This is a genomic window from Fundidesulfovibrio agrisoli (assembly GCF_022808715.1).
Classification (GTDB): domain Bacteria; phylum Desulfobacterota; class Desulfovibrionia; order Desulfovibrionales; family Desulfovibrionaceae; genus Fundidesulfovibrio; species Fundidesulfovibrio agrisoli.
In genome coordinates this window covers 1-23,068 of sequence record NZ_JAKZKX010000034.1, presented here as the reverse complement: position 1 = coordinate 23,068, position 23,068 = coordinate 1, and the positions used below count along the sequence as shown (strand labels likewise).

The window sequence follows — 23,068 nt, the reverse complement described above, 5'->3', positions numbered from 1 at the left end:
GATAAAGCGGCAGGCCGAAAGGCGTTGCCCGCCGGGGCACCCCTCCTGTAGCTTGCGGCCTTGCGAGCACCGCCACGGGAGAAACCGCCATGCCCAGACCCGCCCCCTCCGCCTGGAGAGACATCTCCGTCCCCGTCCGCACCGGCATGCCCGTCTGGCCGGGCGATCCGCCCACCCTGACCGAACGCCTGCTGGACCTGCATCGCGGCGACCCATGCACCCTCACCCGCGTCGCGATGTGCGCCCACGCGGGCACGCACCTGGACTCCCCCGCCCACTACCTCCCGGGAGGCGCGGACATGGACGCCCTGCCCCTGGACGCGGGCATCGGCAGGGCCCGCATCATCGCCATCCGCGACCAGTCCGCCGTCACCGTCGAGGAGTTAGCCGAGCGGCGCATCAGACGCGGGGAGCGCATCCTTCTGAAAACGGCCAACTCGCCGCGCGTCTGGACTTCCGGGGGCTTTGTGGAGGACTTCGTGCGCCTGACGCCCGGCGCGGCCGCCTACCTCGCAAAGCGCGGGCCGAGGCTGCTGGGTGTGGACGGCCTCTCCGTGGGCGGGCCGGACCAGTCCGGCGGGGAGGTGCACCGCATCCTTCTGGAGGCCGGGATCTGGATTCTGGAAGGGCTGGATCTTTCCGATGTGGAGCCCGGCCCCGTGGACCTTCTCTGCCTGCCGCTCAGGCTTGCCGGAGCGGAAGGCGCACCGGCGCGGGCGCTGGTCCGGCCTGTGCGGGGGCCTGCCCGGGGGCCTGTCCGGCGCTCCTAGCGGCGGGGCGCGCGGGGCTGAATCAGGCGGGGCGCACAGCGCAGCGGCGCACGGCCCCGGCCAGGTCCTCCAGGTGGAAGGGCAGGTCCATGACGGCCGCCGGGGCGCGGCACAAACGAGGCATGTCCTTGGTGGCCAGGCTGCGCACGAGCACGAATTGCAGGTTGCCCAGCTCAGCCAGCATGGACGGGGGGATGTCCCCGCCGCCCGGCCAGTAGAGCACGGCCGCGTCGGCGCTTTCGCCGTCCAGGTTCACCCCCAGCCCAGCCGCGTCCAGGCTCTCCGCGAGGATATCGCCTATGGAGGCGTCCGGGCTGATGACGGCCACGCGCAACTCCTGCTGGCCCTCCCCCCGCTCCCCGGCGGCGTTCTCCCCGGGCTCCATGGCCGAGCGGGCCTTGACCAGCAGGGACTTCAGGCGGGCCGCCACGGCCACGCCGTCGGCCCGGCCGGGGTTTTCCAGCAGGTTCGCCAGGGTGATGGCCGCGTCAAGGGCCTGGCGCGTGGCCTGCGTAGCCGTGAGCCTGGGGCTCACTGGCAGGCGCTCGCGCATGCGCACCAACGCCCCCTCCATCACCCGGGCCGGGTCGGCCTGGGCGATCCCTGCGGCCAAGGGGGCCTGGTCCAGGCTCCTGGCCAGGGCGAGCAGGGCGCGGCCCGCGTCGGAGGCCGGAAAAATGTCCAGCAGCGGGCGCTGCCTGGCGGCCGCCGAGGAGACGTGCGGGTCGTTGGGCACGTAGCCCAGGTAACGGGCGTCGAGCTTGAGGTATTTGACCATGGCCCCGCGCACCCGGTGGAATATCTCCTGGGCGGAAGCGGCGGAGGCGGCCTTGTTCACCAGCAGGGTGGGGCTGCGGCGCATGCCGTTCTCGGACAGCACCTTCACCAGGGCGTAGGCGTCCGTGATGGAGGATGGGTCCGGGTTGACCACCACCAGCAGCTCCGGGCAGGCCAGGCACAGGGAGAGCACCTGGCCGGAGATGCCCGGGGAGTTGTCCACCACCAGGTAGTCGTAGCCGGAGAGCTTGGAGAACTGGGCGGACATGGCCGCGCGCAGCTCCTTGGGGAGGTCCGCCAGGCGGGTCACGCCGGAGCCTCCGGGCACCACGTCCAGCCCCGGCGCGGCCTGGATCACGGCCCGCTCCATGGGCACGCCCTCGAAGAGCACGTGCTCCAGGGTGAGCTCGGGGCTGATGCCCAGGAGCACGTCCACGTTGGAGAGGCCCAGGTCCGCGTCCAGAAGGCAGACCTTGCGCCCGAGCCTGGCCAGCCCCAGACAGAGGTTCACCGAAACACTCGTCTTGCCAGTTCCGCCCTTGCCGCTGGCCACGGCCAGCACGCGGCTCACGGCCTGGGCCCGCCGTCCAGGAGCTTGCCCACTTCGGCCAGCAGGGCGTCCACCTGGAAGGGCTTGCGCAAGGTGGCCACCACGCCCAGGGAGCGCGCCTCCAGAATTTCCTCCTCGCTGGCCAGCCCGGTGAGCACCAGCACCGGCATGCCGGAATCGGCGAAGCTGCCCGCCTCGCGCATGAGCGAGAGGCCGTCGCGGCTGGGCATCCTGATGTCGAGGATCATCAGCCTGTAGCGGTTGGCGCGAAGCAGATGCAGGGCCTTCTCCCCGTCCTCGGCGACCTCCACGGCGTAGCCTTTCGATTCCAGGGCCTCGCGCAGGATGTCGCGGATGTGGCGCTCGTCGTCCACCACCAGCACCGCCTGGCGGGGGGTGCGCCCTTCGGCGGGGATGTCCTGCAAGGGGGCCTGGGCCACGAAATCCCTTGGCACGGCCACGCTGAACACCGAACCGTGGCCGGGAGCGCTCTCCACGTCGATGCGGCCCTTGTGCGCCTGCACGATGCCGTAGGCCGTGGAAAGCCCCAGCCCCGTGCCCTTGCCCTCGCCCTTGGTGGTGAAGAAAGGGTCGAAAATCTTGTCCTTGTTTTCCGGCGGGATGCCTATGCCTGTGTCCGCGATGCTGAAGGTCACGGCGTCGCTCGCGGCTGAGTAGGAAATGCTCGCGGTGAGCGTTCCGCCCGGAGCAGCGCCCGGCCCGGAGCCCTCCCCCGCCCCCTCCGTGGAGCCTTCCATGGCGTGCTGGGCGTTGAGCACCAGGTTCAGGAGCACCTGCTCCATCTGGCGGGGGTCGGCCTTGATGTCGGGAATGCCGGGCTTGTAGTCGCGCCGGATGGTCACGCCCTGGCTGGCCAGGCCGCCTTCGGTGAGCCCGAGGACCCTGTCCATGACCTCGCGCGGGTTCATGGACTCCATGTGCGGAGAGGCGGGGCGGGCGAAGTCCATGAGGCTGCCCAGGATGGCGCTGATGCGGTCGATCTGGTCCACCATCTGGCGCAGGCCCTTCTTGGTGGCCTCGTCCGTGGCGCGCATGGCCATGAGCTGGGCGCGCGCCGAAATGATGGCCAGCGGGTTGTTGATCTCGTGGGCGGCCCCGGCGGCCAGTTGGCCCACGGCCGCAAGGCGCTGGGTTTTCAGGAGCTTCTCGTTGAGGTCCTGCATGGAGAGCATGACTTCGCTCAGACGCTCCGAGCGCGCCTCGCACCGGCCCACCAGCTCCAGCCTGCGGAAGGCCTGGGCCGCCAGCTGGGCCAGCAGGCTCACTGCGGCGCGCTCCTCCTGCCCGATGGAGCCCTCAGCAGGCAGGTAGAGCAGCTCTCCGAAGACGTCGCCCCCCTCCACCAGGCTGACCATGGCCACGCCGTCCAGGAAATGGATGGGAGGCCCTTCCGGGCCGGGCAGGGCGCTGGCCCGGGTGCGCACGCCCGAAATGTTGGCCGCAACGGCGGGGTGCAGCAGGGCCGCATCCTCGGCCACGGGTTCGAGGCCGGGCGCGAGGCGCATGGCCAGCGGCCTGACGCCCCCCTCCCCGCCCCAGGCCTGGCCCGCGCATGCCGTGACCGTCGGGTCGCACAGGCCCGCGAAGCCGTGCAGGGCTCCGAAGCGGTCCAGCATGCAGCTGGCCAGGGCGGCGAGCACGTCCTGCGGGGAGTCCGCCCGGGCGATGGCGACCCCGGCCAGGGCCACGTTGCGCAGGGCCTGCACGTCTTTTTCCAGGCCCCGGCTCTTGCCGGAGAGGTTCAGGTTGGCGTCGCCAAGGCGCCTGTTGGCCCGCCCCAGGGCGTTGCAATAAAAGGAGGCGGCGTCCTCCTTGAGGTCGAACAGGGCGGCGCGCTGGGCGAACACCTTGCCGATGCCCTCCCGCACGGCAGTGAGGCCGGCCGGAGCCTCCAGGCCGAGCGCCGCCGCAAGCTCCAGGCTCCTCGGGTCGCCGCCGGGAGGCACGGTGCCCAGGGCCTCGTGCGCCAGGCGGTCGGCCAGGGCCGCCACCATGCCGGTCTGGGCGGAATCGCCCAGGCCCAGCAGGGCGCTGGCGGGCTGGTGGTGCATCCAGGCCGCGTCGACCAGTTCGAGGGGCAGCCTCCAGCGCTCCAGGAGCCACTTGCCCGCCAGGCAATGGTCCGCGCCGAAGGCCTCCTGCTCCTGCTTGAGGAGCTGGTTGCCGATCAGGAATTCGTCGCCGAGCAGGGCGGCGTAGGCATCCCCGCCGGCCGAGAGAAGCGCGAGTTTGCCGCAGTCATGCAGGAGCCCTGCCGCGAAGGCCCTCCCCGTAAGTCCCGGGCGGCAACGCTCCGCGATGAGCTTGGCGGCGCAGGCGCAAGCCAGGCTGTGCCGCCAGATCTCGCTGACGGCCGGATCGCCAGACTCGAAGCTCTTGAGCAGATTCTCGCGCACGCACACGCACAGCGCCAGGTTGCAGACCACGTCCGTGCCCAGGAACATGACCGCCTGGCGGATGTCCTCCACCTTCTCGAAGCGGTTGAACTCCGCCGAATGGGCATGGCGCAGCACCCGCAGGGAGACCGCCGGGTCCATCTCCATGGCGTCGATGAGTTCGGCCATGTCCGGCGCGGGCTGGGTGACGAGGGCCAGGATGCGCTGTGCCGAGGCCGGGGCCGAGGGCAGCGTGTCGATGCGGTCGATGAGGGTCCGCATTCTTTCGGCGGCAATCTGTGTATGTTCCTGGCGCATGGTCACCGCAGGGTATGGGTTGCGGGGGAGACAACTCTGTCCGCATCCCTTAGAACAACCCGGAAAAAAAGAAAACAGTCACGCTGACCTCCCATAACTTTGTTTCCGGAAATCCGCGATATACTGGACAAATGAAGTTCCACTAATGTATTGCCCTATCCATATGGCTGCAGTGCACCCTCACTCTCCGGGAGAGAATGGAATATGAGCACGGCCGGAACATCCATCCTGCTGGTGGACGACGAGCCCGAACTTCTTGAAGTCTGCGCCGAGGCCCTCTCGGACCTGGCAGGGAAGATCACCACCGCCGGAGACGGCCTTCAGGCAGCCTCCCTCATTTCACAGGACACCTACGACCTCATCATCAGCGATCTGCGAATGCCCGGCTCCGGAGGCATGGACCTCATCAAGTCGGTCTCGCGCATTTCGCCCGGCACGGACGTCATCGTGCTCACCGGCTTCGGCACCATCGACAACGCCGTGGAGTGCGTTCGCCTGGGCGCGGTGAACTACCTGCTCAAGCCCTTCCGCGTGGAGAGCCTGCGCTCCGCCGTAATCAAGGCCCTGGACGAACGTTCCATGCGACTGCAACAGAAGGCCGTCAGCGACCTTTCCCGCATGCTGAACCTCAACAGCGCCCTCTCCATCCAGAAGGACTCCAAGTCCCTCATCAAGGAATTCCTGCTCCAGGTGCGCTCCAGCTTCTCGCCGGACGGCATCGCCTTCTTCTACGGAGGGGCGACCAACGGCAATGGAAACGGCAGCGGAGCGAACGGAGGCAGGCACGTGCTCATTGGCCCCCACTTCCGGGACCATCCCGAAGTGCGCGCCTGGTTCGAGTCGCTGGCTGGCTCGCTGGCCAATAAAGGCCGCCCCTTGCTGCTGGAGGAGCAACTGCTGCGCCAGGCCTTTGGGCAGCGGGTGTCGGAGGGCGCGGTGCCCGCCTCGGCCATCGGGGTGAGCGTCGGAGGTCCGGAAGGGGCGCCCGGCGCGGTGGTTGCCCTGCGCGCGGAAGGCTCGAGCCCCTACACCCTAGCGGACCTGCACCTGCTGACGCTCTTCTCGGCCCACGCCTCGCTCTGCTTCGAAAGCCACTGGGCCTGCTCGCGCCTGAAATCGGTAAATGACGAGATCGTGTTCTCCCTTGTGCACGCCGTGGAGGCCAAGGACACCTACACCAGGGGCCACTCCGAGCGGGTCAGCCGCTATGCTGCCAGGCTGGCCAAGTTCATCGGACTGGATCACCGGGAAGTGGACCTGGTGCGCACCGCGGGCATGCTCCACGACGTGGGCAAGATCGGCGTGCCCGACAGCATCCTCAACAAGCCGGCCATCCTCGAACCGCATGAACTGCCCGTCATGCGCCAGCACCCCGCCATCGCCCGCAACATCCTGGGCAAAGTGGCGAGCCTCACCGACGTTCTGCCCGTGGTGTACCACCACCACGAGCGCTATGACGGCACGGGCTATCCGGACGCCTTGAAAGGGGAGGACATTCCCTTCCTGGCGAGGCTCATCAGCGTAGCCGACGGGTTCGAGGCCATGACCACGGACAGGGCCTACCACCGGGCCCGCAGCGTGGACGCCGCCCGGGCCATCCTTGCCAACGGCGCAGGACGCCAGTGGGACCCGGGGCTCGTCCAGGCCTGGCTCAAGCTGCTCGACGCTGGCGGGCTCGGCGCTCCCTAGACGGATTCGCCCTCGCCTCACAGGGGCCGGACAAGCCCCGCCTCAATTCCCTGCGCCGTTTAGCGGCAATTCCAACTGTTACCAGTAAGCCCCCCCTGGCCTTACAAGATAATATCCACGATCGCGGCATGTTACGTGAAACGCCACTTCGGGCGTCTTTTCTGGCCGCCCCATCTAAAAAAGATTCCGACCTAATGACAGTTAACAACAACGCATAGTTGTAACACTGTTAAAAAAATACAGTGACTGTTAATTGAATCGTGCCACGACCTCCATTTTTTGGAGAACTCAAAAAAAGCGTAGGGGCATCATTTATATTTATTTATAATCATTACACACTATCGTTAGCGTGGTGTTTGAAAAATTGCGAGATTAGCAAATGACCGCATGCTAAAGCCAGCTCTAACTAAAAGGTTGACATTATTATGATGATTATTTTGTATACATCGCCAACATGTGAATTTGTAAAACCAATTCAAAAAAGAAGGATTTGGAGAATATTTACGTACAAGAAACACGCAAATCACGATTATAACCTTAGATTATAGCCAAATATAAATCAGCGTAGAAACAGAAGCGTTGACCATGTGGGTCGCCACGGATAAAGACTAAAACTATGAAAAGAGGAGGTTTCTAAGTTCGCCCACGATTATCGCTTTGCACTGTAAAAATCGCACCGATGAATAGTGCGTTAAAATTTATCGGCAGGGCATAACGATGTTTGAACAAAGATGTAATTCTTACTTACGCAACGCGAAGTTGTGTCACGCGGTTTCTGTATTTTTTTCACTCTTTGCCGTTCTCATCATTTTCAATTCTGACGCTTATAATGCAGTAGTCGGCAGCAGCGGGTACGTTGAAATTCGCACGCTGATTCGAAGCATGTGCTACTGCACTATCGCATTGATCACAAATTTTATAATTTTCAACAACTCGTTTAACAACGACCAGCTTGTCTGCATCCCAACCATCGACGAACTTGTCAGATGTTTCATTGTATCATCCATCGCCACGGCAGCCATACTTTTCATCATCGACAGGACATTCTCTCACCGCATATTCTCGCCCCTTGCTGTTGTTGCCTACCTTGTCTTGGGAACTGCTCTCCATTCATTCATGGTCAACACAACATATCTCGCCATCAAGAAGTTCAATTCGAGCAAGAAGAACAGACGCATCGTCCTCATGGTGGGCTCCAACAGGCATGCTGTCGAAATGGCCAGTTTTTTTGAAGAGAATCAGATTCTCGGCTTCTACAATCTGGGTTTTGTTGACGATGAGAACCACAGCGGAGGGGAAATTCGCCTGCTGAGCACCCTGGACAAGTTCGAAGAGGTCATCCGCAACAACGTGATCGATTTCATCTTCATCCATCTTCCGATCCGATCCTACTACGACAGCATATCCGGCATCATTGAAAAAGCTGAATGTCAGGGAATCGCTGTCCATTACCTGAGCAACATCTTCGAGCCGCGCAAGAGCAAGCTCGAGGCGTCGCGCGTCGGCTCGGTGCACTCCATCGTGCTGCACACAGCCCCATCAGAAGACTGGAGAATACGCACAAAGCGCGTGATCGACGTCATCATTGCGAGTATCGGGATCATCATTACGCTGCCGATCATGGCGATTTCCGCGCTTATCATCAAATTGACGGACGGCGGCCCGATCATATTCAAGCAAAAGCGCGTCGGGTACAACAAGCGAATTTTCTATGTGTACAAATTGCGAACCATGTGCGTGGACGCGGAAAAGATGAAGACCGACGTCGATCATCTGAATGAAATGGATGGGCCTGTCTTCAAGATCAAGTGTGACCCAAGAATTACGCGTTTCGGCAGGTTCCTGCGCAAGTACAGCATCGACGAGTTGCCCCAATTCTTCAACGTGCTCCAGGGGGATATGAGCGTCGTCGGACCTCGCGCCATGGCGCTCACCGACTACCAGGGTTTCTCTGAAGACTGGCAACGCAGGCGTTTTTCCATGCGCCCGGGCCTGACGTGCTACTGGCAGATTCGTGGCCGCAACAAATTGCCTTTCAATGAGTGGATGCGCATGGACATGGAGTACATCGACAACTGGAACCTTCTTGAAGACTTCAAGATAGTTCTTCTGACTATCCCTGAAGTATTTCGCGGTGGTGGTGTTTAGTTCAATGCAATCAATTCGCACGAGGGCAAAATGAAGAAGCAAAACTTAACGGCCATTGGAATCATCCTTGGCATCCTTCTGTTCGGATATTGCGTTTACCAAAGCAACACGTTCTTCATGTCGGGCACCGAGCGGCTTATAGCGAACAAGGTTGGCACACAGTAGGTTCGCGAGGGCTTCGACGGTGAAAAGTGCACACTGGTTCCGGCTTGGCCTCCTTCCATCGACAATCAACACTGGAGTTGAATCGATGTTCCGCCCACAGCTCCCCCACTCCTATGTCGGCTGCCGCCGCGAACCATCGCGGACGCACACCCTCCTGTTCCTGCTCTTGCTGGCCATAATGTCTCTGGGCGCGTGCAGCAGCCATTCGACCTCGGCGCGAAAAGCTCCTCCCGTGCAACAGGTCCCGGACTCCTTCTTCGAGCCGACATACCCTGCAATGCCGGTGGTCATCGAGCCTGGTGACATTCTGACGGTGCGCTTCCACTATCATCCCGAGCTGGACGTGATCCAGACGGTCCGCCCTGACGGCAAGGTCTCTCTGACCATGTTCCAGGGCATCACGGCCGCCGGGCTCTCCCCGGAGGAGTTTCAGACCGAGGTCGTCCGGCTGTACTCTCAGGAATACGTCAGGCCCGTGGTGGCGGTCGGCATAGAGAAGAAGACCACCGCCCAGGTCTATGTTTCCGGCCAGGTCAACGCCGGCGGCGTCAAGCCGCTGCCGTCCAACTCCACCGTTGGGCAGATCCTCGCTCAGAGCGGCGTGAAGGAGCGCGACGCCGACCTCGGCAGCGTCATGATCGTCCGCAAATTCAGCGACAAGGACTTCAAGGTGTATCGTGTGGACGCACGCTTCGAGAACGGCGCCGAGCGCGACATCTACCTTGCACCCAACGACATCGTCTATGTCCCGCGTAACGCCATCACCTTGATCGGGGATTTCGTGCAGAAGTACCTTCGTGACGTCATTCCGCCTCAAATGAACGTAATATGGGGCATCAACACCGACCTGACCAGCACCCCCTTACTCAAGTAGGACACGTCATGAATACCACCTTCAAGGACATTCTGGACATCTTCTTCCGGCACCGGCGGTACGTAATCATCTTTTCGCTGATTGTGGCGTCGTTTACGGCGATCTACGTCTACGGGGCCAAGAAGGTCTATGTGTCAAAGGCCCAGGTGCTCATCCGACTGGGCCAGGAACAGATGGGCAGCCTGCAGTTCATGACCGGTGGACGCAACGTCTACGTCACCCGGCGCGAGCAGGAGCTCAAAAACGAAGAACGGATTTTCCTGAGCGACCCCGTGATAACCGTCGCAGCCACCTCGATTCTCGGCGACGCCGCTTCGGACCCGGAAAACCTGGTGGCCGTCAAGAAGTACATCTCGGACCATCTCGAGGTGAAGTCGCTGTTCGAATCCGACACGCTGTCCATCTCCTTCGACTTCCCCGATCCGTTCGTGGCCAAGAAGGTGCTGGACATACTCATCAACAAGTACATCGAGCACCACATCGGCGTGTATGAAAACGCCAAGGAACTGAGCTTCATCAAGCTCAAGCTGGATGAATCCCGCGTCAAGTACGACCAGGCGCTGGTCAAGTACACGAACTTCACCGACTCGGCCAAAATCTATGACGAGCGGGAGATCTCCCTGCTCATCGAGAAGCGCAACGACCTCCGCTCCGACCTGGGCAACGTCCGCGCCGAATACCAGTACCACCTGAAGAAGCTGAACCGCTCGGTTGAGGCTCAGGCCCTGCTCCAGCCCTACGAAAGGTACAACTCCGTCGAGATCATCAACGACAGGCGCAACAAGCTCAAGAGCAAGCTCAACGAGGCGGTCATGGAGCGGCAGAACATGCTGCTCAAGTACACGCCGCAAAGCAGGATCATCCAGGATATCGAGCAGGAGATCAGCTCCTTGCAGAAGTTGATCAAGGAGGAGCCCGAGCGCGTGATCAACTCCGTGGACAGCAGGAAGAACGAAACCTACTGGACCATCGAGCAGAGCATCATCGACCTGCGCACCACCATCGCCGGCGAGGAAGGCAAGATCGCCTCCATGGAAGCGGAACTGAAGAGCCTGGAGGCGGAACTGAGCCGCAATTCCCAGAACTATCAGCAGTTCACCATGCTCAAGAAGGACCTCGACCTGGCCAAGACCACCTACGAGAAATACTACGAGGGTTTCCTGGAGAGCGACCTGCGCAACATCAACAAGAACCAGCAGGTCACCAACATCTCCATCATCGAGGAACCCTCCCTGAACCCGCTCCCGCAGTGGCCCAGCAAGAAGAAGGTCATGCTGCTGGCGGGCGTGTTCCTGGTGGCCGGCAACCTGTTCCTGGTGATCATCCTCTCCATGATGAGCAACACGGTGAACAACCCCCTGGACGTGGCCAAATCCTTCAGCGTCGCCCCGCTGGCCACGCTGCCGCTGGTCTATCCCGAAAACATGAACAACGACCCGCTCTCGCGGAAAGCCTTGACCACCATAGGCGCGGAGGACACGGCGCGCTTTGACGTCGGGCTGGGATACTACGAGAAAAACCTCAAGGAATTCCAACGGCTGTTCATCAATCTGACGCACCTGCAGGGCGCGGGGAAGGTCTTCCTGATCGCGCGTTCCCTGCCGGGTGAAGGCGGCACCACCATATCCTTCAACCTGGCCGCGTTCATGTCGAACTACCTGGACAAGAAGGTCGCCTTCGTCGACTTCTATCCCTCCCGGCTGGCCAGCGCCGTGCATGGCGCGACGGACGTCCAGGCGGGACAGTTCTCCCGAGCCGCGCTCTCCGGTGTGGACTACTACCGCTACAAGGACCGCCGGGAGTTCAAGCACGAGGACGTGCGCGACAAGTACTCCATTTTGGAGCAGCTCAAGCATGAATACGACTTCGTGTTCTGCAACATCGACTCCATCAAGGACTCCGCCGACCTCGTGTTCCTGAACAACAGCATCGACAGGGTGTTGTTCTTCATCGAGGCAGACAGGACCAAGAGCCAGGTCGTCGGCTTCAACCTGGACACTCTGCGGCAGTACGGTTTTGCCAACATCTCCTTCATCCTGAACAAGAGGCGCTTCTACATACCCAAGTGCCTCTATCGTTACGTGTAGGGTCCATGCCGCGGCGACAAGAGGCGAAGCAGTGATGTTCGAACAGTATAAACCCCGGCTGAAACGGATCTACCATGCGCTGCGGGCCGTTTTCGAGGTCCGCAGGCGCATCCGGGGCCGGGGGAACAGCTGCGAACTGAGGCATTGCGTTCTCAGGAACGTGATTCTGGACATAGAGGGCGATTCCAACTCTGTGAAGATCGACGAGGGCTGCGTTGTGGAAGGATTAGTGGTTAAGATGCGCGGAAACAACCACACTCTTCACATAGGGGAGCGGAGTTACATCAAGGACAGCCAGTTGTTCTTTGAAGACTCCCGATGCAGAATCTCCATCGGCGAGGCATCATGGCTGACCGGTGCTCGTCTCTCAGCCGTCGAGAACAACCAGTCCATCCACTTGGGGAAGCTCGCCACACTCGCCGAGGGAACCGACCTGCGCACATCGGATTCGCACTCCATCCTGGACGCGGCGAGCTGCAAGCGCCTCAACCCTCCTGGAAGCATACACCTGGGTGAACATGTCTGGATCGGCAAGAACGTCACAATACTCAAGGGAGTCACCATCGGTAACCATAGCATAGTGGGCCTGGGTTCCGTAGTCACCCGCGACATCCCGGACAACTGCGTCGCGGCCGGCGTACCGGCGAAGGTGTTGCGTACCGGCGTAACGTGGGACTGGGACAAGCTGCCCTGCTGACCAGGGATGGGCCATAAGGCGCACATGGACATATTCTCGTTGCAGAACTACTTCCAGCACCTGCTGGGGAGAGCCTACACCAGACTGGCCAGGCGCAGCTTTGCCGCGTTCGGCCAGGGCTCGCATATGTTCTATCCCTGCCGCATCAACCAGCCCGGCAGGATTTACATCGGCTCGAAAACGGTGCTGTTCAGCGATGTATGGCTCAACCCCGTAATTGAGTGGGGAGGCGAGTCATACAATGGTGAAATCGTCATCGGAGACTGCTGCCACATCCTGAACAACGCGCAGATAACGGCCGCATCCAGCATGCGCATCGGCAATCACGTTTCGATAGGCCGCAACGTCATCATCGCCGACCACATCCATGACTACCGCGACGTGTCCAGGCCCATTCTTGACGCACCCCTTGGCAATATAAAGCCTGTCGCCATCGGCGACGAAACCGTGGTCATGGCGAACACCGTCATCGCGCCGGGCTCGAGCATCGGCAGGCACTGCTTCATTGGAGCCAACAGCCTGGTGCGTTCCGAGATTCCAGATTACTCCCTGGCCGTGGGCTCACCCGCGAAGGTTATCACGCGCTACGATCTGGCCACGGGCCGGTGGGAAAGAAGCGGTGCCCGCGATGGCAATCCAGCAAACCTGTAGCAGGCTCGCGGCCGCGCTGACCGTGCGCAACACCGCCTGGCTCACCATGTCTTCGCTGGTGTGCAAGCTGCTGGCCTACGTCCAGTTCGTGCTGGTCGTGCGCGTCTTCACCGGGGAGGAGGTCGGCATCTACGCGGTGTGCATCACCATGGTCCTGTTCGCCGAAATGGCGGCCAACCTGGGCCTGGACCGCGTGGTCATGCGCGAGATCGCCCGTCTGGGCGACCAGATAGAGCCCGAGGTCTTCGACAACTCCCTGCTGATCAAACTGGGGGCCTCGGCGATTTCCTACTCGCTGTGCCTGGGGGCCTGCGCGGCCTTCTATCCCGACATCTACGGGGCCTACTCCTGGGAGTTCGCCTGCTTCCTGCTGTACATCCCCGCCGTGGCCCTGGCCCGCAGCTTCGAGAGCCACTTCACCGCCCTGGAGCGCATGAGCATCCCCGCCGTCGGCCAGCTTGCAGAGCGGGTTGCCGTGCTGCTCACCGTCATGGGCGCGTGGCTGCACTGGTACGGCTTCGGGCCGTTCCTGGCGCTCTTCCCCCTGGCCGGGCTGCTGCGCGCGGCCATACCCTTCGGCATCTATCTGCCGTGCAGGCGCTGCGGGGCCCTGGCCGTGCACGGCGGGCACATGCGCAGCCTTGCCCGCCAGTCATCCTGGATGTTCGCGGTGGAGCTGGTGGCCATGGCCTACTTCCGGGTGGACATCTTCCTGCTCTCCAAGCTGGTGGATCTGCGCAGCACCGGCATGTACCAGGTGGCCTACAAGATTTTCGACTTCTTCATCGCCATGTTCTCCGGCTACATCCTGGCGGTGTTCCCGGCCATGGCGCGCGGCGGCACGCGCCTGCGGGTTTCCAGGCTGCTCCTGGGGTCGGGCGCCGTGCTGGTGCTGTTCGCGCTGCCGGTCTCGGCCTTCGGCAGGCAGATACTGGGCGTGTTCAAGCCCGAATACGTTGACGCCGCCCCCGCCCTGACCTGCCTGATGCTCGCGCTCCCCTTGGTGTACGCCAATTCCATGTTTGCCAATTTCGCGGTTGCCACAGCCAAGATCAAGGTCCTGTTCCTCATCGCCGTGCCCATGCTGGGCGTGAACGTGGGCCTGAACCTTGTGCTGATACCGCACTTCAACATCACCGGCGCGGCCCTGGCCACACTGTTGAGCGAGGTTCTGCTTGGCGCGGCCCTGCTGTTCGCCCTCAGGCCCTTCGCTCCGACTGCTGGACCCACGAACAACGCGGAGGCGGTGGCGACATGAACACCCAGAAAACATTGTTCCTGTTCACCACACTGTTGCTGGCGATAGTGTACTGCATGTCGTTGTATGAACTGCGCACTGCTGGCATCGTGCTGGTTCTTGTGTGCATGGGCTTGCCCGTGCTCGTGAAATACACGATGGAATACACTGACGTAGTATTGGGGCTTATCATCGCCACCATCGGCCTGTGCCCGTTCTTCGTGAACGTCGGCATAGGCCCCGGCACGCTGCGCCTCTACGGCGAGGACATCCCCACCCTGTATTACGCCGTCTACATGGTGATCGCCTACGGGCTTCTCCGGCGCAAGCCTCTGCATACCGGCAACATCTGGCTGCTGCTTGCCTTCGTCCTGTTCGTCATGTCCGCAAGCATTCCCTTCTTCACCAACCCCATCGCCAAGAACGCACTGCGCAACTTCGCGGAGACATTCATCCTTGGTTTCGCCCTCTATCTGATCTTTTACAACGAGACCACGGACGACAACGTGGACCTGTTCACGGCGTTCATCGCCTGGACCACGGCTACCCTCTCCGTGGTGGTGCTGCTGGAGGTCATCTTCCAGGCCAACCCGCTTATGCTCAAGGCCAAGGAAGTGATGGACGGTTTCATGTACATCCTGCCGTCCAGGTACACGGCCATCGGCAGCTATTACCGGCCGTATGCGGTGTTCTTCCATCCGTCGGAGGCGGGCACCTTCCTGGCCATGGGTTTCCCCTTTGTCCAGGCCTACCTGCGCGACAAGTCTCCGCTCTTGAAATACCCCCTGCTGGCCCTGGTTCTGCTGGGCGTGGTGCTCAACTATACGCGCGGCGTCTGGCTCGCCCTGGCCGTAGCCTGGACCGTGTGCAACTTCTCCAGGGTCCGGCGCGTCCTGCCCGTCATGGCGGTCGTGTTCGGGGTCTGCCTGCTCGGGTTCCTGCTGGTGTACGGCAACACGCCTTTCGGCAAGCGCATTCTGGACCCAACCAACCTGTACAACCGGCTGTACTACTGGCAGGTGGGCCTGGCCATGACCGGGGACAACTTCCCCTTCGGCATCGGCCACATGAACTTCGAACACCGCTACCTGGAATACGTGGACACCGCGCCTGTGCCCCAGGGGCTGGACGTGCAGCAGATCTTCGTGGCGGACAACATGCTCCTGACCTCGCTGGTGGAGCAGGGCGTGCTCGGTTTCGCGACCCTGTGCTGCTTCCTGGGCACCGTGTACTACCAGTTCGCGAAGCGCATCCGCCTGCTGCGCAAACAGGGGCATGAGCGAACGGCCCGGCGCTGCAACGTTTTGCTGCAGGCGGCCCTTGTCTATCTGTTTGCGGGCATGTTCGCGGATGTGCACCTGTTCTCCAAGGTGACCAAGCTCTTCTTCATCAGCATCGGCATGGCCTTCGCGCTGATGAGCCTCCGCGCCAGCGAAGACGCCCAGGCCCCCGCCAAGGAGGCCTCCGGTGAAATACCAGCCCTGGACGCGGCAAAATGAACCCGGCCGGCCGACGTCGTATCCGGGTGCTGCTGCACACCGCCTCCCTGGGCGGTGTGCGCCGCCACGTGCGTGACATCGTGGAGCAGATCGACCATGACAGGTTCGAGCTGATCGGGGCCTTCCCCGACCGTCTCCTGGACAGGGCCTACCTGCCGGACGAGTCCGAGGGCTACCGGACGATGTTCTCCGGGGCCGGGCTCGCGGTCCATACCCTTGAGACCCCGCCGGGGCTCGACCTGCCCGGCTGCGCCCGGGCCGTGTGGGCCATGGCGCGGCTCCTGCGCCAGGTGCGCCCGGACGTGCTGCACTGCCACAGCTCCCTGGCCGGGGCCGTGGGGCGGCTGGCCAGCCTGTCCTGGCGGCCGCGCGTGGTGGCCTACACCTCCCACCTGATCTATTTCCTGCGCCACCAGGGCCTGAAACGCGCCCTCTACCTTGGGCTGGAGCGCGCCCTGCTGCCCCTGTGCGACAGGCTGATCGCGGTGTCGCCCTCGGAGTACGACGGAATCGTGCAGGCCTTCGGGGCCGATCCACGGGTGGTGCGCATCAACAACGCCATCCCGCGCGACCTGGCCATTCCCGTCTCCGAATCCGCCCTGGAGCCCCCCGCCAACTTGGCGCTGCCCCCGGGCCGTTGCGTGCTGCTCTCCACGACGCGCTTCGATTCCCAGAAGGACGTGGGCACCCTGGTCCGCGCCGCCGCCCTGCTGGCCCGCGAACGGCGGGACTTCGTGCTGCTCCTGGCGGGCGAGGGGCCGCAGCGGGCGGAGCTGGAGGCCATGTGCCGGGCCAGAGGGATCGAGGAGGAGGTGCGCTTCCTGGGCTGGCGAACGGACGTGCGCGCCCTGCTGGCTGCGTGCGACGTGCTGGTGCTGTCCTCGCACATGGAGGGGCTGCCCTACTCCCTGCTGGAGGCCATGGCCCTGTGCAGGCCCGTGGTGGGCAGCGACGCGCCGGGCGTGCGCGATTGCGTGGAGCACGGAAGCACGGGCTATCTCTTCCCCGTGGGCGACGAAACCTGGCTGGCGGCCCGTTTGCGGCAGCTCATCGATTCCCCGCGGCAGCGCCGCATGATGGGCGAGGCCGGTCGCGCACTGGCCCTGCAACGCTTCGCCCCCTCGGACATGATCGGCACCCTGCAGGCCATCTACCAACAGGGCGCGCCCACACACGCCTGAGGCCGGTGGAACAGCCATGGACGTATCCTTCATCTACGTTAACTGGAACTCCCAGGGCGAGATCATGCAATCCGTGCGCACCGTGCGGGAGCAGACCCGGGGCCTCAGCTACGAGATCGTGGTCGTGGACAACGACTCCGCCCAGGGCGTGGACGAACTGGCCGCGGACCCCGGCATCGTGCTGGTGCGCAACACCGCCAACGCGGGTTTCGGGGCCGGTTGCAACCTCGGGGTCCGGCACAGCACCGGCCGCTACCTGTTCTTCTTCAACCCGGACACCCGCATGGTCTGCAACGCGGCGGCCATCCTCTGCGCCTACCTGGACGCACACCCCCGCGCCGGGGCGGCCGGGCCGAAGATCCTCGAATCCGACGGAAGCATCCACTACGGGGGGGCGCGCTCCTTCCATTCGCTGTTCAACGAGTTTCTGGAACACTCGGCCCTGGCCTTTCGCTTCCCCCGCAACCCCATCGCCGGGCGGCCCTACTATTCCACCTGGGACCACGACTCCACCCGGGAGGTGGATGCGATCCACGGCGCGGCCATGGTCTTCAGGCGGGATGTGTTCGAGCGGCTGGGAGGGTTCGACGAGCGCTACTTCCTCTATTGCGAGGAGGTGGACCTCTGCAAGCGCACCTGGAACGCGGGCTACAGCGTCCACTACGTGCACACCGCCTCGATCATCCATTCCGGCAAGCACAGCTCCAACCAGTATTTCGACGGGTTCCACCCGCTCATCCTGCAGCACGTCAAGAGCCTGGCCATCTTCATGCGCACCCACTACGGCCCGGTACGGGCGGCCATCTGGCGCGCCATGATCGTGATCCTCTACGGGCTCAAGGCGCTGCGCAACCGCGACCCGCGCTACCTGGACTACTGCCGCTGGGGGCTTCGCGGTGTTTAGCGTCGTCACCCCCACCTACAACCGCGCGGACCTGCTGGCCCGCAGCCTGGAAGCCATGCGCGCCATGCACGGCGCGGAGCGCTGCGAATTCATCGTGGTGGACGACGGCTCCACGGACCACACCCCGGCCGTACTGGAGAGCATGGCCGCGGCCTGGCCCGGCAGCCTGCGCCACGTGCGCCAGGAGAACGCCGGGCCCGGCGTGGCGCGCAACACGGGCCTGGAGCTCGCCGGGTCAGAGCGCATACTGTTCCTGGATGACGACGTCTTCCCCCGGCCGGACCTGCTCACGGCCCACGCGGCCCTGCTGGACATGGGTTTCTCCCTGTCCCAGGGCCTGCTGGAGTGGCACCCGGAGATTGCCGGGGACTGGGTCATGCGGTACATGGACAAGCATGGCATGCAGTTCGCTTTCGACCGCGTGACCGACGATTCGGACCTGCCCTACCTGTACGTGTACACGGCCAATCTGGCCGTAACGCGGGCCGCCGTGGACGCGGCCGGGGGCTTCGACCACGCCTTCGCGGTGCAGCGCTACGCCTTCGAAGACACGGCCTTCGGCTACTGCGCAAAGCGCGCGGGCTGCCGCCTGGGCCTCAACCGCGCGGCCGTGGCCAGCCATCTGCACCCCATCACTGCCGAGGGCCTGGTCCGCCGCGAATACAAGGTCGGCTACGCCGTGGGCGTGCTGCGCCAACATTATCCACAGATAGCCCGGGAACTTGGCCTGGACAAAAGCCCGCCCTGGCGCGACGCGCTGACGCGCGTGACGCAGATGATCCTGGACGCGAAGCCCCTCTCCGGGCTGCTGGGAAGGGAGCTTCACCTGCGTCTGGCCTGCCGGGCCGCATTCGGAAAGGGGATGATGGACTATGAAAGCAAGTGATCTCCGCCGACTCCTGTCGCTGGCCGTTGTCCTGGCCGGCCTGGCCTGCTTCTGCGCGGCGTCCCCGGCCGAGGCCGCCGACGCCAACCTGTGGCTCAAGGGGCACAGCGCGCCCTTGTTCATCAAGAACATCCAGCTGCTCTACGCCGACTCCTCGCGCCCCAGCGTCGAGGTCGTCATCATGCTGGGCAACCCCATGTCCTACGAGAAACACCTCCTGGGCGACGTGGACTCCATCGAGTTCCTGGAGATCCTGGGCGAGCGGCGCTCCAACCCCGTGTTCAAAATCCACCTGAAGATGCGCAACTTCGGCTTCCCCCGAACCGTGATCCTCATGCCCCTGCGCGAACTGCGCGGCACGCACGACGGCAGGCCGTGGAAGATGGCCGTGGATTTCGGGCGCGACAACGACGACAAGGCCGAGAGCCTCAAGGAGCTGAAAATCGTCCAGCCCCGGGAAACCCTCTAGGGCGGGACCGGGCCGCATGAACGCCGTGCAGCCTTCAGCGCCGCTGGTGTCCGTGGTCGTGGTGGCCTACCGCAACCGCGACACCATCGGGGCCTGCCTGGATTCCGTGGCCGCCCAGAGCGGCGTGGCCTGCGAGGTCCTGGTGGTGGACAACTCCCCCGACCTGGGCACATGGGCCGCCCTGCGGGAGGCCCGGCGCGCCCACCCGGACCGGGACGTGAGCGCGCTGCGCCCCGAGCGCAACCTGGGCTTCGCCGGGGGCTGCAACCTGGGCGCGCGCCACGCGCGCGGGCGCTACCTGCTGTTCCTGAACCCCGACGCCGCGCTGGAGCCCGGCGCGCTGGCCACCCTGCTTGGCTTCTGGGAGAAAACCCCGGGGGCGGGCCTGCTCGGGCCGCGCATCCTAGACGAGTGCGGCCGCACCATGCGCACCTGCCGAGCCCTGCCGAGCCTGCTGGGAACCTTCCTGGACGCCACCGGCCTGGACAACCGCCTGGGCTACTACAAGCTCGTGCGCTTCCCCCACAACGAAACGCGCCGCGTGCCCCAGGTCATGGGGGCCTGCATGTTCACCACCAGGGAGCTCTACGAACGCTTCCAGGGTCTGGACGAGCGGTTTTTCGTCTATTTCGAGGAGGTGGACCTGTGCAAGCGCATGGCCGACGCGGGCCTGGCCGTCTGGTTCGTGGCCGGGGCCGCCGCCTCCCACCAGGCGGGCACCTCCTGCGAGAGCGAGCACAGCGCCGCGGCCATGGTGGCCCAACTGCGCAAGAGCCGGGCCTTGTACTTCCGCAAGCATTTTTCGACCCCGGCCTGGCTGGCCCTGCTGACCCTGAACTGGCTCGAAGGGGTGGGCAAGGCCCTGGCCTGCGCCCTGCTCTACGCCGTTCGCGGCAGGCGCCGCGACCTGGAGAAGGCCAAGGGATTCTGGAGGGTGGCCCTGTGCCCCGCCTGCTCGCGCTGACGGTGCGCCCATCCCTGGGGCCGGACACCCGCTACCGCATCGAGCAGTACGTGGAGCCCCTGGCCGCCCTGGGCATCCAGGTGGACGTGCACCACCTTTTCTCCGACGAGTACTACCGCCTGCAGCAGGCCCCCGGGCGCGAGGCCGGCAAGGGCCTGGGCGCGCTGGGCGGCTTTTTCCGGCGCCTGGCCGACCTGGCGCTGCACGCCCGGGCCTACGACGGCGTCTGGGTGTGCAGGGAGCTCTTTCCCCTGGGGCCGCCCCTGCTGGAGCGGCTGCTCTTCGCGCTCAACCCGCGCGTGATCCTGGACATCGACGACGCCATCTACCTGCACGACGCCACCAACACGGGGTTCATCCATTCCCGGCTGCGCGACTTCGGCAAGCTGGGGCGCATCGCCGGGCGCTTCTCCGCCGTGGTCTGCGGCAACGCCTACCTGGCCGAGTACTTCCTGGACAAGAACCCCAGGGTCTTCGTGGTGCCCACCGTAGTGCCCATGAGCCGCTACGGGGCCATTCCGCACAGGGAGTCCCCAAGCGTTCGCATCGGCTGGATCGGCACGCCGGGCAACGCCGCGCACCTGGAGATCGCGCGCCCGGCCCTGGAGGCCCTGGCCCGCACGCGGGACTTCGCCACGCGGGTGGTGGGGCTCACCCGGCCCCTGGGCTGGAGCCTGCCCGGGCTGGTGCAGCTTCCCTGGAGCCTGGAGCGGGAGCTGGACTATTTCTCCGATTTCGACATCGGGATCATGCCCCTGGAGGACTTCGCCTTCGCCCGGGGCAAATGCGCCTTCAAGATCATCCAGTACATGGCCGCCGGGATTCCCGTGGTGGCCTCCCCCGTGGGCAGCAACCTGGACGTGGTGCGCCACGGGGAGAACGGCTTCCTGGCCGCCAGCACCAGGGAATGGATCACCCATCTCCAGGCTCTGCTGGACGACGCGGCACTTCGCGCGCGCATGGGCCAACGAGGCCGCGAGACTGTCCGCGACGGCTTCAGCCTGGAGTCGCAGGCGGTGCGCTACGCCGATATCATCAAAGAGGTTCTGCAATGAAACCATCCCCGATATTCGCCGCGCTGCTCGCCTGCCTGGCCCTGCTGGCGGCCGCCGCGCCCGTGCGCGCCGCCTCCGGCCCGGAAACATCCGGCCAGGCAACATCCGGCCCGGCAACGCCCGCCCAGGCGGCTGAGGGCCAGTCCGAAAAGCCCGGAAATCAGCCCCCGGCCAAGGCCCATCCCTACCGTTTCGGCGTCAACGCCGACAACTGGAAGGGCGAGATGACCAACCCCGGCTTCGCCGAGGCCCTGCGCGCCATGGGCGTGGAGTTCGTGGTCTGGCACCTCTCCCCCGAGGAGGAGGCCGGGGCCGGAATGATGAAGATCGTGGACTTCTGCCGGGCCAACAACCTGAGCTACCTGTTCAACACCGAACTGGTGAACTACGTGCCCGGCGTGCCCTACTTCAACAACCCCGACGGCACCTACCGATGGGACTTGAAGCCCGCCACCCTGGAAAAGCTCAAGGACGACCCCCTGTTCATCGGCCAGGTCTACGACGAGGCCATGCTCATGCAGTCGCTCAACGGAACCAAAGTCAACGGCCGGGTCATCCCGCCCTATTTCCTGGACACCTCGGCCATGACCCCGGAGGAGGCCTTCACCGCGGTGACGGCCAAGATCGCCCAGCTCACCGGCTACTTCGCCAAGTACGGCAAGATAGCCCTGTTCGAGATGGTCTACCCGGACTACGCCCACAGCGTGGCCCGTGCCGGAGCCCAGACCGCGCCCAAGCTCATGAAGGAAAATCCGGTGGACCTGATGACCGCCGTGTACGCCGGGGCGGCCCGCCAGTACGGCCAGAAACGGCTCTGGGCCTGCGTGGACCTCTGGTTTCTGGACAAATTCCCCGAGAAGGGCGCGGGCGGCCCCGGGCACCACACCCCGCAGGAACTCTTCGACGCCCTGTGCTACACCTACACCGAAGGCTACGACTGGGTGTACATCGAGCACATCAAGGGCCTGATCGACGTGGCCAACGGGCGGCTCACCGCCTACGGCCAGAAGGTGGTGGAGTTCCAGAAGGCCCGCGAGTCCCTGCCGCGCGGCGACTGGCGCGACATCAAGCCCGAGATCGTGGTCAAGCGCTTCCCCGACGGCTACTGGGGGCAGAAATACTCCACCTTCCTGCCCGACCACCCCTACGGCGCGGCCAAGACCACGCCCGCGCTCCAGGCCGCCGACGCCCGCTGGCTGGAGCTGCTCTCCACCCTGAGCAACGGCAGGCTGCCCAAGGACGCCAACAACTGGAACGCCGTGACCAGCCCCTACTTCAAGCGCACGCCCTACTTCCTCAAGGCGGGGCTGCCGCCCATGCTGGTGATGGACCACACCTTCTCACGCTTCACCGACTACCCCGGCGCCAAAGCCGTGGACCTGACGCAATAGGAGGCCCGCCATGCAGCGGCCACCCGAACCCGGCGACGGCGCAGCGGCAGCCGGCCAGCCCTCCGTCCAGCCCGCCAAGCAGCCCCGGCTGATGGCAGTGGACGCCCTGCGCGGCTGGGCCATCGTGCTGGTGGTGGCGGCCCATGTGGTCTGGGGGCTGCGCATGGCCGAGATGCGCGTGCCCCAGGCCTTCCTGAACATGTACGATTTCATCTTCACCTTCGCGGCCCAGGCCCTGTTCTTCGTCTCGGGCTGCCTGGCCGTGGGCAGCCTTCGCCGGGGGCGCCTGGCCCTGACGCTGGGCAAGGCCAGGGCGCTCATCTACCCCTACGTGGTCTGGTCGCTCATCGTCTGGACCCT

19 protein-coding genes are annotated in these 23,068 nt (G+C 64.2%); 17 read left to right on the top strand and 2 right to left on the bottom strand.

From position 1 onward, the window contains the following. Positions 1 to 89 precede the first annotated feature (89 nt). Entirely contained in the window at positions 90 to 770 is a 681-nt protein-coding gene (locus MLE27_RS16925; protein ID WP_243313671.1) for a cyclase family protein, read from the top strand. A 22-nt stretch (positions 771 to 792) separates the two neighbouring features. On the opposite strand, the gene MLE27_RS16920 is transcribed toward MLE27_RS16925, so the two are convergent. Both MLE27_RS16920 and MLE27_RS16915 read right to left on the bottom strand, forming a co-directional pair. Further along, positions 793 to 2,118: a MinD/ParA family protein gene (locus MLE27_RS16920; RefSeq protein ID WP_243313669.1), complete on the bottom strand. Its 1,326-nt coding sequence runs from the start codon at positions 2,116 to 2,118 to the stop codon at positions 793 to 795. Next, positions 2,115 to 4,775, bottom strand: coding sequence for an HDOD domain-containing protein (locus tag MLE27_RS16915; protein ID WP_243313667.1), 2,661 nt, complete (start codon positions 4,773 to 4,775; stop codon positions 2,115 to 2,117). Before MLE27_RS16915 ends, MLE27_RS16920 begins: the two co-directional genes overlap by 4 nt. Positions 4,776 to 5,015: 240 nt before the next feature. On the opposite strand from MLE27_RS16915, the gene MLE27_RS16910 reads away from it, so the two are divergent. The 16 genes from MLE27_RS16910 to MLE27_RS16835 form a co-directional block, all read left to right on the top strand. Further along, positions 5,016 to 6,500, top strand: a complete 1,485-nt coding sequence (locus tag MLE27_RS16910; RefSeq protein WP_243313665.1) for an HD domain-containing phosphohydrolase — start codon at positions 5,016 to 5,018, stop codon at positions 6,498 to 6,500. Positions 6,501 to 7,217: 717 nt separating this feature from the next. Then, on the top strand, positions 7,218 to 8,648 hold the full coding sequence (locus tag MLE27_RS16905; RefSeq protein ID WP_243313663.1) for a sugar transferase: 1,431 nt from the start codon (positions 7,218 to 7,220) through the stop codon (positions 8,646 to 8,648). 397 nt (positions 8,649 to 9,045) lie between these two features. Continuing rightward, the gene (locus MLE27_RS16900) at positions 9,046 to 9,687 is read left to right on the top strand and encodes a polysaccharide biosynthesis/export family protein (RefSeq protein WP_243313661.1); all 642 of its coding nucleotides are present in this window, start codon (positions 9,046 to 9,048) and stop codon (positions 9,685 to 9,687) included. An 8-nt stretch (positions 9,688 to 9,695) separates the two neighbouring features. Beyond that, on the top strand, positions 9,696 to 11,774 hold the full coding sequence (locus MLE27_RS16895; protein ID WP_243313659.1) for a Wzz/FepE/Etk N-terminal domain-containing protein: 2,079 nt from the start codon (positions 9,696 to 9,698) through the stop codon (positions 11,772 to 11,774). 34 nt (positions 11,775 to 11,808) lie between these two features. After that, positions 11,809 to 12,471, top strand: a complete 663-nt coding sequence (locus tag MLE27_RS18070; RefSeq protein WP_279355897.1) for an acyltransferase — start codon at positions 11,809 to 11,811, stop codon at positions 12,469 to 12,471. 24 nt (positions 12,472 to 12,495) lie between these two features. Continuing rightward, positions 12,496 to 13,122, top strand: coding sequence for an acyltransferase (locus MLE27_RS16885; RefSeq protein WP_243313657.1), 627 nt, complete (start codon positions 12,496 to 12,498; stop codon positions 13,120 to 13,122). Next, entirely contained in the window at positions 13,100 to 14,380 is a 1,281-nt protein-coding gene (locus MLE27_RS16880) for an oligosaccharide flippase family protein (protein WP_243313655.1), read from the top strand. Before MLE27_RS16885 ends, MLE27_RS16880 begins: the two co-directional genes overlap by 23 nt. Then, positions 14,377 to 15,858, top strand: coding sequence for an O-antigen ligase family protein (locus MLE27_RS16875; RefSeq protein WP_243313652.1), 1,482 nt, complete (start codon positions 14,377 to 14,379; stop codon positions 15,856 to 15,858). The genes MLE27_RS16880 and MLE27_RS16875 overlap by 4 nt, the downstream gene beginning before the upstream one ends. Next, entirely contained in the window at positions 15,855 to 17,039 is a 1,185-nt protein-coding gene (locus MLE27_RS16870; protein WP_243313650.1) for a glycosyltransferase family 4 protein, read from the top strand. Before MLE27_RS16875 ends, MLE27_RS16870 begins: the two co-directional genes overlap by 4 nt. Before the next feature lie 16 nt (positions 17,040 to 17,055). Beyond that, positions 17,056 to 17,943, top strand: coding sequence for a glycosyltransferase family 2 protein (locus MLE27_RS16865; RefSeq protein WP_243313648.1), 888 nt, complete (start codon positions 17,056 to 17,058; stop codon positions 17,941 to 17,943). Beyond that, positions 17,936 to 18,829 (top strand): glycosyltransferase family 2 protein, encoded by an 894-nt coding sequence (locus MLE27_RS16860; protein ID WP_243313646.1) that lies wholly within the window; start codon positions 17,936 to 17,938, stop codon positions 18,827 to 18,829. Before MLE27_RS16865 ends, MLE27_RS16860 begins: the two co-directional genes overlap by 8 nt. Continuing rightward, positions 18,816 to 19,298 (top strand): hypothetical protein, encoded by a 483-nt coding sequence (locus MLE27_RS16855; RefSeq protein ID WP_243313645.1) that lies wholly within the window; start codon positions 18,816 to 18,818, stop codon positions 19,296 to 19,298. The genes MLE27_RS16860 and MLE27_RS16855 overlap by 14 nt, the downstream gene beginning before the upstream one ends. Before the next feature lie 16 nt (positions 19,299 to 19,314). Beyond that, positions 19,315 to 20,262, top strand: a complete 948-nt coding sequence (locus tag MLE27_RS16850; protein WP_243313643.1) for a glycosyltransferase family 2 protein — start codon at positions 19,315 to 19,317, stop codon at positions 20,260 to 20,262. Further along, on the top strand, positions 20,241 to 21,317 hold the full coding sequence (locus MLE27_RS16845) for a glycosyltransferase family 4 protein (RefSeq protein ID WP_243313641.1): 1,077 nt from the start codon (positions 20,241 to 20,243) through the stop codon (positions 21,315 to 21,317). The genes MLE27_RS16850 and MLE27_RS16845 overlap by 22 nt, the downstream gene beginning before the upstream one ends. After that, positions 21,314 to 22,708, top strand: coding sequence for a hypothetical protein (locus tag MLE27_RS16840; protein ID WP_243313639.1), 1,395 nt, complete (start codon positions 21,314 to 21,316; stop codon positions 22,706 to 22,708). The genes MLE27_RS16845 and MLE27_RS16840 overlap by 4 nt, the downstream gene beginning before the upstream one ends. Positions 22,709 to 22,718: 10 nt before the next feature. Then, positions 22,719 to 23,068, top strand: a 350-nt coding sequence (locus MLE27_RS16835) for an acyltransferase family protein (RefSeq protein ID WP_243313638.1), incomplete at its 3' end; no start/stop codon positions are given.